Annotated in this window: 12 protein-coding genes; 7 read left to right on the forward strand and 5 right to left on the reverse strand. The window is 60.6% G+C overall.

Going from position 1 to position 13,455, the window contains the following annotated elements; translation table 11 throughout:
- Positions 1-150 precede the first annotated feature (150 nt).
- Positions 151-888, forward strand: a complete 738-nt coding sequence (locus LVY75_20145; protein ID XAZ25452.1) for an ROK family protein — start codon at positions 151-153, stop codon at positions 886-888.
- A gap of 19 nt (positions 889-907) precedes the next feature.
- Here the strand turns inward: LVY75_20145 and LVY75_20150 are convergent, their stop codons facing one another.
- The gene (locus LVY75_20150) at positions 908-1,687 is read right to left on the reverse strand and encodes a class I SAM-dependent methyltransferase (protein ID XAZ25453.1); all 780 of its coding nucleotides are present in this window, start codon (positions 1,685-1,687) and stop codon (positions 908-910) included.
- Positions 1,688-1,746: 59 nt separating this feature from the next.
- Here LVY75_20150 and LVY75_20155 point away from each other — a divergent pair, with 59 nt between their 5' ends.
- Positions 1,747-2,616: an acyl-CoA thioesterase gene (locus LVY75_20155; protein ID XAZ25454.1), complete on the forward strand. Its 870-nt coding sequence runs from the start codon at positions 1,747-1,749 to the stop codon at positions 2,614-2,616.
- A gap of 14 nt (positions 2,617-2,630) precedes the next feature.
- On the opposite strand, the gene chrA is transcribed toward LVY75_20155, so the two are convergent.
- From chrA to LVY75_20170, 3 genes are all read right to left on the reverse strand, one after another.
- Positions 2,631-3,842, reverse strand: a complete 1,212-nt coding sequence (gene chrA, locus LVY75_20160; protein XAZ25770.1) for a chromate efflux transporter — start codon at positions 3,840-3,842, stop codon at positions 2,631-2,633.
- Positions 3,843-3,994: 152 nt separating this feature from the next.
- Positions 3,995-4,921 carry an EamA family transporter gene (locus LVY75_20165; protein ID XAZ25455.1) on the reverse strand — a complete coding sequence of 309 codons (927 nt, stop codon included), beginning with the start codon at positions 4,919-4,921 and terminating at the stop codon, positions 3,995-3,997.
- Positions 4,922-5,082: 161 nt separating this feature from the next.
- On the reverse strand, positions 5,083-6,567 hold the full coding sequence (locus LVY75_20170; GenBank protein ID XAZ25456.1) for a DUF1254 domain-containing protein: 1,485 nt from the start codon (positions 6,565-6,567) through the stop codon (positions 5,083-5,085).
- A gap of 289 nt (positions 6,568-6,856) precedes the next feature.
- Between LVY75_20170 and LVY75_20175 the strand changes: the two genes are divergently transcribed.
- From LVY75_20175 to LVY75_20190, 4 genes are all read left to right on the forward strand, one after another.
- Complete coding sequence (locus LVY75_20175; protein XAZ25457.1) at positions 6,857-7,492, forward strand: LysE family translocator; 636 nt, start codon at positions 6,857-6,859, stop codon at positions 7,490-7,492.
- A 115-nt stretch (positions 7,493-7,607) separates the two neighbouring features.
- The gene (locus tag LVY75_20180; protein ID XAZ25458.1) at positions 7,608-8,030 is read left to right on the forward strand and encodes a hypothetical protein; all 423 of its coding nucleotides are present in this window, start codon (positions 7,608-7,610) and stop codon (positions 8,028-8,030) included.
- Between the two features lie 10 nt (positions 8,031-8,040).
- Entirely contained in the window at positions 8,041-8,613 is a 573-nt protein-coding gene (locus tag LVY75_20185) for an OmpA family protein (GenBank protein ID XAZ25771.1), read from the forward strand.
- 20 nt (positions 8,614-8,633) lie between these two features.
- On the forward strand, positions 8,634-9,443 hold the full coding sequence (locus LVY75_20190; GenBank protein ID XAZ25459.1) for a hypothetical protein: 810 nt from the start codon (positions 8,634-8,636) through the stop codon (positions 9,441-9,443).
- Between the two features lie 142 nt (positions 9,444-9,585).
- On the opposite strand, the gene LVY75_20195 is transcribed toward LVY75_20190, so the two are convergent.
- Positions 9,586-11,049, reverse strand: coding sequence for a transporter substrate-binding domain-containing protein (locus LVY75_20195; protein ID XAZ25460.1), 1,464 nt, complete (start codon positions 11,047-11,049; stop codon positions 9,586-9,588).
- 346 nt (positions 11,050-11,395) lie between these two features.
- Between LVY75_20195 and LVY75_20200 the strand changes: the two genes are divergently transcribed.
- The gene (locus tag LVY75_20200) at positions 11,396-13,444 is read left to right on the forward strand and encodes an MBL fold metallo-hydrolase (GenBank protein ID XAZ25461.1); all 2,049 of its coding nucleotides are present in this window, start codon (positions 11,396-11,398) and stop codon (positions 13,442-13,444) included.
- Positions 13,445-13,455 lie beyond the last annotated feature (11 nt).

Here is a 13,455-nt window from a genome sequence, read left to right on the forward strand (position 1 = left end):
TCCTCCGCTTGAGGGTTCTCCACTGAATGCGCTATCCTGAGATGAAATTGGGCGATCCGCAATATACCGGGCTTGACAGCCGGCACCTATCTTGCGCCCGATAGAATGGCGCGGGAAGGATTGAGGCCAAACCCGGAGAGGAGCGCCAGCATGACGGACATGACGGAAGCACCAGATGCGACTCAGGCAGGCGAGCATGGCAAGGAAGCGGCCGCATCGGTGAGCCGTATCGTGCTTGCCGTCGATATCGGCGGCTCGCATGTGAAGGCGGAACTCAGCAGCGGCAGCGAGCGGCGGTCGGTCGTCTCGGGGCGCGAAATGACGGCGGCAAAGATGGTCGCCGCCCTCAAGGATCTCACCGCCGACTGGCACTATGACGTCGTCGCCATGGGTTATCCCGGCCCCGTCTCCGCCCACCGTGCCGCGGCGGACCCGTTCAACCTTGGTCCGGGATGGAAGGGTTATGATTTCGAGCAAGCCCTCGGCAAGCCCGTTCGCATGGTCAATGATGCGCTGATGCAGGCGATCGGCAGCTACGAGGCCGGCCGTATGCTTTTCCTCGGTCTCGGCACCGGCCTCGGCTCGGCCCTGGTCGCGGACAATGTCTGCCTGCCTTTGGAACTGGCGCATATGCCCTACAGGAAGAAGACCTTCGAAGACTACGTCGGCGAACGCGGCCTGGAAGGTCGCGGCAAGAGCAAATGGCGAAAATCGGTCTTCGACGTTGCCGATCGCCTGAGTGCTGCCCTGTTGCCCGACTACATCGTCATCGGCGGCGGCAATGTCGGACGGCTCAAGGATTTGCCCCCGAAGTGCCGGCGCGGCAATAATGACAATGCTTTCCGCGGCGGTTTCCGGGTCTGGCTGGACGATAGCTTGCGGCTTTGAATTCAGTCTCTGGCGATGGTCATGACCTGATCGAACCCCAGACCAGTTTGGTCTTGACCGTGAAACTGAGTTTTCCGGCAGAGGCATAGGGGGCGAGAATTTCCCTGATCTCGGCATCGAAAGCCGTCATCCTGTCGCCGAGGCGCGATGGCGCGAATGTATCGCGCGAATGCTGGCAGCGGATAAAGTCTTCGACGCTTTGCTCAAACGGGGCGGATAGAAAGTGCTCGGAACCATCGATGTCGAGGAACGCCTTGTAAGCCGACCAGCTCTCTTCCTTGCCGACGGGATCGAAGGCTCTGCCCGTCATGGCCGGAACCCACCTTGCAAGAAACGAGTGCCAGTCGGCCTCCCAGGCAGGTTGGAAGGGCGCATCTCCTGAAATCACCGCCACCTTGTGATTGGCAGCCGCATAGGTTTTCAGCCGCGAGAAAAGGCGCCGGTGATCCATCCAGTGAATGCTGGCGGCGGCAACGATGAGATCGGGACGATCGGGGATGTCGATATCCTCGGCGAAACCCACGATCCAGTGAAGATTGCGCGCCCGGCCGTCTTCCAGGCTCTGACCGAGTTCGATCATGTGGCGGGACGGATCGACAGCTATGACCTTGTCGAAATGCCGCGAGAGAGGTCGTGAAACCTTGCCGGGGCCGCAGCCTATGTCCAGCAGACAGCCACGTTTCGGCGCGATGGCCAGCAGCTTCTCGTAGACCGCCTCGGGATAAGGCGGACGATAGCGATAGTTGCTGACGACATCGGCATCCTCGAAGGAAGACCCTGCACGCGCATGCTCGACCATGGTAGGCTCCGCCTCTAGTGACAGTCGAGAACCATCCGATAATTCAAGAAGATGTCAGTATGGTAACAAGCGCGACGGAGGGCTGCAGAATCGAGCGTCTCCAAGGCCGGATAAACGGTGCATTCGTTTTCAGGCCAGATGCGGGCGAAACCGGCGTCGTCGTGCTCGGCGGTTCCAGCGGCAGGGTCGATACCGACCGCGCCAGGCTCTTTGCCGAGGCCGGCGCAAAGGCATTGGCGTTGCAATGGTTCGGCGCAATGGGACAGTCGCCTGGAATCTGCGAAATCCCGTTGGAGACCTTCTGTGAGGCAATCGACTATCTGATCTCGCGGGGATGCCGGCGCATCGTCTTCGTCGGGACATCGAAAGGCGCAGAAGCCGCGTTGCTCGTCGCGATCCGGGACCCGCGCATCAACGCCGTTGTCGCGATCAGCCCAACCGCCTTCGTCTGGGGTAATATCGGCCCCGGCAAAGACGGCGTGGAATGGCCCGAACGCTCGTCCTGGTCCTGGAAGGGAGAGTCGCTGGATTTCGTTTCCGCTGACACTGCCTGGGAGCGGGACTATCGCGATGGGCTGATATCCTTTCGTTCCTTTTTCGAAAAATGCCTGAAGACGAACCAAGAGACCCTGGGGCTGGCCGAGATCCCCATCGAGAAAACCGCCGCAGAGATCATCCTCGTGGCCGGTGGCGATGATGCGCTCTGGCCATCGGAGAGGTTCGCACGCGAGCTTGCCAGCCGTCGCGAACGAAGCGGCAGGCCGGTGTCACTGGTCGTTGATACCGCGGCGGGCCATCGCGTCCTGCTCCCGGGCGAGACGACGCCTCGCTCCAGCCTTCATGCTCATGGCGGCAGCGACATTGCGGATGCAAGGCTTGGCCTGATGGCATGGGCGGCGATAGAAGCCGCTTTATTGCCAAGGGATTGATGGCCTCGTACGAGTCAGGCGGAAAGCTGCAGCAGGATCGCACTTGCCGCCATGAGCACCACCACGATCCATGGCGGCGCCTTCCAGATGACCAGCAGAAGAAAGCCGGTCAAGGCAAGAGCAAAATCCGCCGATGTCAGGACCGCGCTCGTCCATACCGGATTGTAGAGCGCTGCACCCAGCAGGCCGACCACGGCGGCATTTGCGCCACGCATGGCCGCCTGCGCCAGTGGATAGGCGCTGAGCCTGTCCCAGAAAGGAAGGGTGCCGAGCAGCAGCAGAAAACCGGGCAGGAAGATCGCCACCAGGGCGATCGCTGCGCCTGCGACACCGTTGGGAGCCGGCGCCACAACCGCCCCGAGATAGGCAGAGAAGGTAAAGAGCGGACCAGGCACGGCCTGCGCAACACCGTAACCGGCGAGAAACGCGTTTTCGGAAACCCAGCCCGGTCTCACGACCTCCGCCTCAAGCAGCGGCAGGACGACATGGCCGCCGCCGAACACCAGCGCGCCCGAGCGATAGAAGGCATCGAAGAGGCGCAGCCCCTGGGAATCGAAGGCAGCGACGACAAGCGGCAATCCGAACAGCAGGAGCAGGAAGGCCAGCAGGCAGACAATGCCGGTTGATCGCGATATTCCGAACGAAAAACCTGCCTTGTGCTCGACGGCGGCCTGGCGACAAAGGATGAGCCCGGCAATTGCCCCCAGCGCGATGGCGGCGAGCTGGCCGAGCGCGCCCGCGGCTGTCACGATGAAGATCGCGGCCAGCGCAATGGCGGCGCGCGGCTTGTCGGGTGTCAGCGATCGCGCCATGCCCCAGACGGCCTGTGCCACGACGGCGACGGCAACGAGCTTCAATCCGTGCAGCAGTCCCTGTCCAAGAGGATTGTCGAGCGCGGTGGCGGCGGTTGCGAAGATGAAGAGGATCAGCGCGGACGGAAGCGTGAATGCACTCCACGCCGCAAGCGCACCCAGCGGCCCACCGCGCAAGAGGCCCATGGCAAAACCGACCTGGCTCGATGCGGGACCGGGAAGGAACTGACAGAGCGCAACGAGATCGGCATAGCCCTTCTCGTCGATCCATTTCCGCCGCGTCACGAGCTCGTCGCGGAAATAGCCGAGATGCGCGATCGGTCCGCCGAACGATGTGAGGCCAAGTTTCAGAAAGGCGCCGAACACCTCCGCAGGCGTACCCGCCGGTGGAGCCGCTGTCTTCTCCCTGGTCATTTCATTCGCGTCCACGCCAATATCCCCTATTGTCCGCCCCGTATCCTCATCATTAATGACGGCGCGATGACAACAGGCGATTTTCGATATCTGTCGAATAGCGGTCGCGGCCCCGGTGCCTCCGACCGCGAGGCTGAACCGAGGCCGGGCGTTCATGTCGATGGCGGCATGGATCGGATTGCCTGACGGACCCGCGCTCTGGCAGGCAGCGTCATGGCAATGACGCCGGCCATGATGCAGGCAAGCCCAAGGCCTGCCGTCGAAGACAGCGTTTCGCCGAGGAAGACGACGCCGATTGCAACGCCGATCGGCACCCTGAGATAGGCCTGGGCCGTCGCGCCGACCGAACCGAGCGTCTGCACGAGGCGGAAATAGATCACAAAGGCGAGCGCCGTGGAGAAGACTGCGAGGGCAAGGAGCGCGAAGATCGAATCGAGGCTGGGGCTCAATTTCCACGGAGCATCGATGACGATGCTGATGGGGATGAGGATCACCGCCCCTGCGAGCAACGAACCGGCGGCCGGCATCATCGGATCAAGCTCTCTGAAATTCCGCCCGAAGACGGCAGCGCCCGCATAGCAGATCGTGGCGGCAACGATTGCGAGCTGCGCCCATAGCCCCTGCCCCAAAGTGCCGAGCGCGCCAAGGCCAATGACCAGCGCGGTGCCGGCCAATCCCGCCGACACGCCGAATAGTTTGCGACCCGTGAGGGCCTCGTGCCGGGTAACCAGTGTCGTGATCAGGAAGGCGAAGATAGGTGTCGTGGAATTCAGGATCGCCGCCAGGCCGGCATCCGTCGTCCGCTCGGCCCAGGCGATCAGCGTGAAGGGCAGGACGCTGTTGAGGCAGGCCTGAAAAAGAAAATAGGTCCAGGTCTTTCGATCGCGGGGCAGCTTGAGGCCACGCCAGCCGATGATGGCGAGAAGCAGCGCGCCGGCAATGAGCGTTCGTGCTGCCACCAGTGTCAGCGGCGGGATGGTCTCGACGCCGATCTTGATGAAGGTATAGGAGGCTCCCCAGAGCGTCGAAAGCGCCAGCAGCAGCGCCAGTTCCGTTGTCATCGTCGCGGTCTTATCCATCGCAATCCCATTCGTCAGCCGTGCAAAACCGACCGCCTATTTAACGGGTGCGGGCGCGAAATGCTTCGATGTGGGCCGAACTGTCGATGGAAAAGAATGGCTTGGCGGGACGCGCGTGGATCATGACGCGCGCCCCAAGGTTTCCGATGCCTTTAGCCTTGTCACTGAGCGGCGAGCGGAGCCGCTGGAGCCGCACGTGTCACCGGCGGCGGGTTCCACTTGCCGATCAGAGCGGTCCCCTTCGGCGCATAGAGCCGCATCGTCAGATTGTACGGGCCGTTCGGCGCCGGCAGCCAGTTCCATTCCTTATCCTTGCCCGGGCTTTCCGTCTGGAAATAGAGGTCGAGCGAGCCGTCGGCGTTGTACTGGAACGGCATCCAGCTGCTGACGGCGAACCGGTTGAGCGGATTGGCGACCTGGAAACCGTCATTGTCATAGAGGGTGACAGACCAGAAAGCATTGACCGGCGGGATCTCCTCCTTCTCGAAATGGATCGTATAGTTGCTTCGTCCATCGAGCGGGTTGCCGCTTTCATCCGCAAGGTTGAGCGGATAGATGGCGTCCTCGGGCAGATTGGCACCAAGCCCCTGCTGCGCCACGATCGCCCGTTTCAGGTAGTAATTGCCGTAGACGCCCATCGTGTCGGTATTCATCGACCAGCCGTTGACCACGCGGGCCAATGTCTTCAGCTTCCAGCCCATCAGTGCCTGCCCATCCTGTGGCGCCGTCTTCAAGGCGTTTTGGACGACAGGATCGGCCTTGGAAAGATCGAAGCTCTTCCCGGGCTCGATGCCGATCCGCTTCATGCGGGCAATGATCGGCTGATCGGTGCTGTGCGGCGGATGAAGTTTCAGGAGTTCGGCGGCATAGGCGAAATAGTCTTCCGCCGACGCCGTATCGACCTGCGTCTTCGGTGGCGTCTTCATGTCGATGGATGGGTCTATCTTGACGGCGGTCGGCTTTGTGTCCGTACCCCACTGCGACAGCGAGGTGATCTTGTAACCGTCCTGGATCTTGTGGACGGCATCGTAATCATTGGGGCCATCGGTCTTGGTGCGGCCGATGATCCAGACATAGGGTGTCGGAGCATCGATCCGTTCGGTCCCCTCCGGCAGCTTGAATTCGCCGAACGTGCCGCGAAGTTCTGGCCTCCAGCCGGGCGGTGCGACCAGGAAATTTCCGGCGGATGTCCCGGTCGTGCGCCAGCCCGGCGCGGCAAACACATCCGTCCACATGTCCAGCATCGGCAGCAGATAGTAGCGGCCCGCCGTATCCGGCGCGGTCACCACCACCGGCTCCTTCGTCAGATCGAGCCAGCCGCTCGAATAGAGCGTATCGAAATTCGGCCGCACTACGGCTTTCATATCCGCCGCCGGAAATGCGCGGATATTGTTGAACTGATTGGGCGGCCCGCCGATCGCCCCTTCCTTCGCTTCCATGTTGGTCAGCTGTTTGCGCGTAATATCCATTGTTATCAGCGGATAGAAGTAGACATAGGCTTCGATGCCGATCTGCCGCGCTTCCTCTTCCGTCAGAGAAGCGGCTGAGGCCTCCTGTGCAGCCGGAATGGCGATCGAAGCGATTGTCAGAAATGCGAACGACATAGGTGTCCGCAACAGGCTCTTGATTCCAAACTGGATTGTCATGTGCGTTTCCCCCCGGAACGAAATGTAGGATGTGGCAGGATTTCGATTGACGTCGGGCATCGCTGGCAAGGAACAGGACGCAAAGTACTGGGGACCTGCTGGCGACCCATGAAAAGCGAAACATACCGGGCGTATATCCGGAAGTACGTTACAGTAAACGGTGCCGTAAATGCTCGGGATACAGAGCTTTGTGCTTCGATCCGGTGCAGGATATTGGCTTTCCTTGTAGACCCTTCCGCAAATGTCAGGTGAATGCCATAACTCGATTCCTGACACGGAGGAGGACGACATGACTGAAATGACGGTTCTTGCATTTGCGCTTGTGGCATTCATCGGCATCGCCACGCCCGGCCCGACCGTGCTTCTCGCCCTGACGAACGGCTCGAAATTCGGGGTCCGCCGGGCGATATCGGGCATGGTTGGCGCAGTCCTGTCCGACTTCGTGCTGATCGGTGCCGTTGCCCTCGGCCTCGGTGCACTGCTGGCTGCCTCGGAATTCTGGTTCACTGTCGTCAAATGGATCGGTGTCGGCTACCTCGCCTTCCTCGGCGTCATGCTGTTGCGCTCGAAGGGAACGCTTGACGTCTCGATGCGCTCTGAAAGCGGCAACACGTCCGCTTCGCCGGTGACGATCTTCCTCAAGAGCTTCCTTGTCGCCGTCACCAATCCCAAGGGCTATCTCTTCTTCTCGGCCTTTCTGCCGCAGTTTATCGACCCCGCGGGTCCGCAGATCGAGCAATATGCCGTGCTCGCCCTCGTCTTCGCTGCCATCGATTTCATGGTCATGTTCGGTTACGCGTTGCTTGGCTCGCAGGCCGTCCGGCTGCTCAGGAAATCGGGCGCGCTCTGGCTTGACCGGATCTGCGGCGGTGCCCTGCTGACGCTTGCCGGCTCGCTGGCGCTCTATCGGCGGGCGACCACCTGACTGCCTGCCGATTTACAGCGAGTTTACGGTAACGTACTTATCCGAGCTCTCCCGATCTGCATTCAATGGCCCTGAGGGGACGCCATTTCGGCGGCCGTAACAGGAGGGCTCATACATGCCTGGAGTATGGAGACTGGCAGGTGCGGTGGCGATTGCCGTCATCGCCGGGACGTGTGCCGCCAAGGCCGACACGGTCAGCTATGCCGATGCGATCACTGTACTGGCGAAGGATTGCGGCAGCGATATCAAGAAACTCTGCAAGGGGCTGAACCTCGGCAATAACCGCATTGCCGATTGCCTGGCGCAGAATTCCGCCAAGGTCTCGCCGACCTGCACATCGACGCTGGCAAGCGTTGCAGCGTCGATCCAGCAGCGCGAGCAGGCGCAGACGAGCTACAAGCAGGTCTGCGCAACCGATATGGCGCGGCGCTGCAACGGCGTCAAAGGCGACGGCTACATTCTCGCCTGCCTTGCCGGCAAGACGAAAACGATCAGCAAGCAATGCAGCCAGACGATCACCGATGCGGGCTGGAGGTAAGATCATGACCATGAGAAAAACCGCCCTCGCCGGCTTTGCCGCGGCCTTCCTTCTACCCGCCCTTGCACTGGCTCAGCAGGTTTCCGAGCAGCGCATCATCACCGGCCTCGGCAAGTTGCAGGGTGCTGCCCCGATCGTCGATGTCGAGATTCTGCGGCAGGAGGCCATGAACGGCTCCGGCAAGCAGATGTCCGGCCTGCCGAACTGGAGCAAGGTCGCGCGCCTGCCGCAGATGGTGGTCGAGATCGCCTTCGCCAACGACTCCGTTGCCATCGAACCGGAATCCTACCGCACGCTCGGCATGATCGCCGATGCGCTGCACCACCCGAACCTCTGGGCTTACAAGTTCCTCGTCGTTGGCCATACGAGCTCGACCGGAACCGACCAGCACAATCTCGATCTCAGCCAGCAGCGTGCCGATGCGATCAAGGAGATCCTGTCGACCACATTCGCCGTCGATCCCGGCCGTCTCTATGCGGTCGGCGTCGGCGAATATTTCCCGATCGACGGCTCGAAATCGGAAGGCGCCAACAACAGGCGCGTCCAGCTCTACAATCTCGGCGTCTTCACGAAGAAGCCCTGAAGCGAACCGGGGCGGCGATCATGAATGTCCTGCTCGCCCTTGCAGAATGGAGTCCGCTGGCAGTCGCCGTCCTCTTGCTCGCCGTGCAGTTTCTGGCCCACGAGGCCGGTTACCGCCTCGGCGTCTGGCGCAAGGCGCATGCTGCCGGTCAGATGGAAAATGTCGGCGTCGTGGTGACCGGAATGCTCGGCCTTCTGGCCTTCGTTCTGGCGCTGACACTCTCCTATTCGACCGGCCGGTTCAACGAGCGGCGGCTGGGAACTCTGGCTGAAGCAAACGCGATCGGTACGGCATGGCTGAGGGCGGCGGCGATCGGCACGCCGCAGGCTGTCGAGGTCGCCCGGCAGCTGGAGGACTATCTGACTGCGCGGGAAGCATTCGCCGGGGCAAGCCGCAATAGCGATGTCATTGACAAGGCAAACCAGGATACATCTCGCTTACAGCAATCGATCTGGACGGGCGTTAGCGCTATCGTGCGCGAGCGTCCGGACCCGGTTTCAGCTTCGCTGATGGCGGCGGTCAATGAAGCCTTCGATGCCGGAACCACGGAGCGTTTCGCTCTGGGCATGCGCCTGCCCCCACAGATCTTCTGGCTTCTTGCTGGCGTCATGCTGCTCAGCATGGCTGCGCTTGGCTATCAGTTCGGCCTCAGAGGCCGGCCCGTCCGCATACTCGCCGTTCTGTTGACAGTGGTCTGGACGGCGATCGTCGTCAGCATTTTGGACCTCGCCTCACCACGGGTCGGCAATTTCCGCACCAACATCGCTGTCTATGAATGGACGCGCCAAAGCTTCTCAAGCATTAGCATGCTGCCGGCCGAACCGAACTAGCGAAAGGTCGCTCAGCATCTGTCGGCGATGATATTGCTGCCGACATCACTGTCGCCACGCCTGCATCTCGTGCCGGGCTCCGTGAGCGCGACCTCAGCAACGCCGTCGCTGGCACATGGGTGATGCCAACCTGCTGACGTTGCTATTTCTGCGCCGGCTGGCCGCTGCCCGCCGTACGTTCTTCCATGCGGGCGACAAGCAGCGAATATGCCACGTAATATTTGTAGATATTGCTGACATATTGAACCGTCTCTCGGCCGACGATCTCGGAAGCGGCATTCTCCACATTGCCGAACCAGACATTGGGATCGAGGCCCATGGCCTTGGCCTTCTCCCGGAACTTGTGCAGATTGCCAGGCCCGGCATTATAGGCCGCAAAGGCGAAAAGTTGCCGGTCCTTGGGCGTGAGCCCCTCATCATCGATATAGGTATCGATCAGGTGGCGCAGATATTTGGCGCCTGCCTCGACATTGCGATCAGGGTCCTTGTCGATGCCGCTGATGCCGATCACCTTGTCCTTCGCCGTCGAAGGCAGCATCTGCATGATGCCGACGGCGCCGCGCGGCGAGCGACGCGACTGGTCGAGCTGCGATTCCTGATAGCCTTGCGCCATCAGCATCAGATAGTCGAACGAATAGCTGCCGCCATATTTGCGGAAGATTTCGGTGAGCGTCTGGAAACGTGCGACATCGGAGGGCGAGTAGGCGCGTTTGACGATCTTGTCCTGCTTGTAGAAGGTGTTGCGCAGGATGTTGCCGAAGGTCGTGCCAACTTTGTGGGTGGCGACGAAGGCGTTGAGGTCCGCCTTCAGCTTCGGGCTGTTCTTGCGGATCGCCCAGGCTATCCTGCCCTGCGATGACAGGACGATGTCGTGGCGCACCTTCATGTCGCCAAAGACGTGCGTCCAGATATCGGCCTTGTAGGCATCGACCGTCGTGAAGGGCAAAAGGTCGGCATTGACCATCTCCATCAGGTCCTCGTCTTCGAGGCTCTCATCCATCAGATCGATGATGATCTCGGGCTTGCCCGCCGCGGCCAGCGCCTTGTTGCGCGCCAGAAGATGTTCGTAATAGCTGCTCGAGGCGCGCACCGCGATATGCTGGCCGGAGAGATCGTCAAGGCTGGCAATCGCCGGGCTGTTCGGGGCGCTCACCAGCACTTCCTCGGCATTTTCATAGAGCGGATCGGCAAAATCCACCTGCGTCAGCCGCTCGTCGGTAATCGTCAGATTGGCCATGACGATATCGCCATAGCCTTCGTTCAACGCGTCGAGCAACCTGTCGCGCGGCATCGGCACGAAGACGATGGTGATGTGGTCGATCTGCTTCTTGCGGTCCTTGTTCAGGACCTTTTCAAGCTCCAGCCCGAATTGCACCGCCGTGCCGTACTGGCGACCCTTGTCGACGAAATAGATCGTCTTGCTGTAGGGCACGAGCACACGCACGATCCGGCGCTCCTTCATCGCGTCGAGATCGATCACATGCTTGTCGATGAGGGCCGGTTTCTCAAGCGGTGCCGGGGTCTCGGCCAGAGCGGGGTCTGCGCCCGGGAATTGCGCGCCCAGCGCAGTGAGCGCCAGCATATACGCCCAGAACGACCGCCTCATCCTGCACCTCCCCAGCCCTGTGCAACCTTGTCGTAAAACGAAGCAATGACGGGCGAAGCGGCTTCGGAAAACAGCAGACAAACGCTCGATTGGCTGACTACATCACCTCCCCTGCAGCCCGGTAAGTACGTTACCGTAAATGCTGATGTAAACGGAGGCTGGCTCGTTGCTACAAGGAGAGCCGGAAGGCAAACACAAGCGAACTAGATCAAATCCCCTGCGAGGCAAGGCGAAAACTCAATGATTTTACTATAATATTAGTACTTACTGTAAATTACTTCTCGTTTACGCCCCTCTTCCCTACCGTCCCCGCCGAATGACCGCACATCGGAACCTGGAGGACGTTATGAGCATTTCGGACACGAATGGCATCAGCAGAGCGGAATTTCTTCGCGGCATGGCATCTGCTGGTCTTGCCGTCAGCTTCATCGGGCAAGCCGGACAGGCCAATGCCCAGGATGCCCCTCCGGTCTCTCCGAGCGGCAACGCCGCCAAGCCGGCCACCAAGGCGACTGTCGAATACAATACGCTTTATCGCAACGGCCTGCCGTTCGATGACGTGCAAGATTTCGAGGATGCCCACCGCGGGCTACTCGCAGCACTTCCAGACCCGGCCATCATCAACAACGCCGATGGCGTGCCCGTCTGGGATCTCAGCACCTATTCCTTTCTTGGCACATCCGATGCCGACGATGCGCCCGATACGGTCAATCCGAGCCTGTGGCGCATGGCCAAGCTCAATATGATCCACGGCCTGTTTGAAGTCGTCGACGGCGTCTATCAGGCCCGCGGTTATGACCTTTCCGTCATGAGCATCATTCGCACCGATACCGGTTATATCGTGATCGACCCGCTCGTCAGCTCCGAAACGGCCGGTGCGGTCTGGAAGCAGCTCGTCATTCCGAAGCTTGGTGACAAGCCGATCGTCGCCGTCATCTACACACATAGCCATGTGGACCACTATGGCGGCGTGCGCGGGTTGGTGAGCCAGGCCGATATCGATGCCGGCAAGGTCAAGATTCTGGCACCGGAGGATTTCACCGAGGCGGCCGTCGGCGAAAACATCATTGCCGGCAATGCCATGAGCCGCCGCGCAAGCTACATGTACGGCAACCTCCTGCCGCGTGGTGCCACCGGCCAAGTTGATGGCGGTCTCGGAAAATCCACGTCGTCGGGTGAAATCGGGCTGGCGCTGCCAACCGACTGGGCAACGGAAACCGGGCAGAAAATCCTTATCGACGGGGTGGAGCTGCAGGTCCTGATGGCACCCAATTCGGAAGCGCCCGCCGAATTCATGTTCTACATCCCGAAATATAAAGCGTTCTGCGCGGCGGAAGACGCCTGCCATACGCTGCACAATCTCTATACGCTGCGCGGTGCAAAGGTGCGCGACGGTCTGCTGTGGTCAAAGTATCTGCAGCAGTCGCTCGACATGTTCGGCGGCGAAATGGAAGTGCTTTTCACCTCGCACCATTGGCCCACATGGGGCAACGACAAGGTTGTCGGCCATATCGAGAAACAGCGCGACATGTTCCGTTTCATTCATGACCAAGTCATGCGGATGGCAAATGGCGGCATGACGCCGAAGGAAATCGGCGAGGTGATCCGCCTGCCGCAAGAGCTTGCGACGACATGGGCCTGCAGAAGCTATTATGGCACGGTCTATCACGATGCGGTGGCGCAATATAACCTTCGCCTCGGCTTCTTCGACGGCGTTCCCGCCACGCTTCACCAGCTGCCACCGACCGATGCCGGCGCGCGCTATGTGAACTTCATGGGTGGGGCGGACAATGTGCTGCGGCAGGCGCGCGAAAGCTTCGACCAAGGCGATTACCGATGGGTTGCCGAAGTGGTCAACCACGTCGTCTTCGCCGATGCGAACAACGTCGCCGCCAAGCAACTGCTTGCCGATACCTATGAGCAGCTTGGCTATCAGGCAGAATCGGGACCGTGGCGCAATTTCTACCTGACGGGCGCTCGCGAGCTTCGCCAGGGCGTCACAGAACTGCCGACGCCGAACACGGCAAGCCCCGACACGATCAAGGCCATGCCGATCGAAATGTTCTTCGACTTCCTCGGCGTGCGCCTGAATGGCGACCGCGCCGCAGGCAAGAAGATCACGATCAACATGGAACTGACGGACACGAACCAGAAATATGCCGTCGGCGTGCAGAATGCCGCCATCCACTATTCCAAGGACAAGAGCGCGCCGAATGCCGATGTTTCGATTGTCACGACGCGCGAGGCGTTGAACGACGTGATGCTCGGTACGTCCACGATGGAAAAGCAGGTTGTGGAAGGCAAGGCCAAGCTGACCGGCGACCCGAAGAAACTTTCGGAGTTCGTCGGGCTTCTCGATAATTTCGAGTTCTGGTTCAACATCGTCACGGCTTGAAAAAACAAGGA

The sequence above is a fragment of the Sinorhizobium sp. B11 genome, from assembly GCA_039725955.1.
GTDB lineage: Bacteria > Pseudomonadota > Alphaproteobacteria > Rhizobiales > Rhizobiaceae > Rhizobium.

Coding starts and splice junctions, on each gene's coding strand:
- LVY75_20145 (XAZ25452.1), top strand. CDS start 151: ATGACGGACATGACGGAAGCACCAGATGCGACTCAGGCAGGCGAGCAT.
- LVY75_20150 (XAZ25453.1), bottom strand. CDS start 1,687: ATGGTCGAGCATGCGCGTGCAGGGTCTTCCTTCGAGGATGCCGATGTC.
- LVY75_20155 (XAZ25454.1), top strand. CDS start 1,747: ATGGTAACAAGCGCGACGGAGGGCTGCAGAATCGAGCGTCTCCAAGGC.
- chrA (XAZ25770.1), bottom strand. CDS start 3,842: ATGACCAGGGAGAAGACAGCGGCTCCACCGGCGGGTACGCCTGCGGAG.
- LVY75_20165 (XAZ25455.1), bottom strand. CDS start 4,921: ATGGATAAGACCGCGACGATGACAACGGAACTGGCGCTGCTGCTGGCG.
- LVY75_20170 (XAZ25456.1), bottom strand. CDS start 6,567: ATGACAATCCAGTTTGGAATCAAGAGCCTGTTGCGGACACCTATGTCG.
- LVY75_20175 (XAZ25457.1), top strand. CDS start 6,857: ATGACTGAAATGACGGTTCTTGCATTTGCGCTTGTGGCATTCATCGGC.
- LVY75_20180 (XAZ25458.1), top strand. CDS start 7,608: ATGCCTGGAGTATGGAGACTGGCAGGTGCGGTGGCGATTGCCGTCATC.
- LVY75_20185 (XAZ25771.1), top strand. CDS start 8,041: ATGAGAAAAACCGCCCTCGCCGGCTTTGCCGCGGCCTTCCTTCTACCC.
- LVY75_20190 (XAZ25459.1), top strand. CDS start 8,634: ATGAATGTCCTGCTCGCCCTTGCAGAATGGAGTCCGCTGGCAGTCGCC.
- LVY75_20195 (XAZ25460.1), bottom strand. CDS start 11,049: ATGAGGCGGTCGTTCTGGGCGTATATGCTGGCGCTCACTGCGCTGGGC.
- LVY75_20200 (XAZ25461.1), top strand. CDS start 11,396: ATGAGCATTTCGGACACGAATGGCATCAGCAGAGCGGAATTTCTTCGC.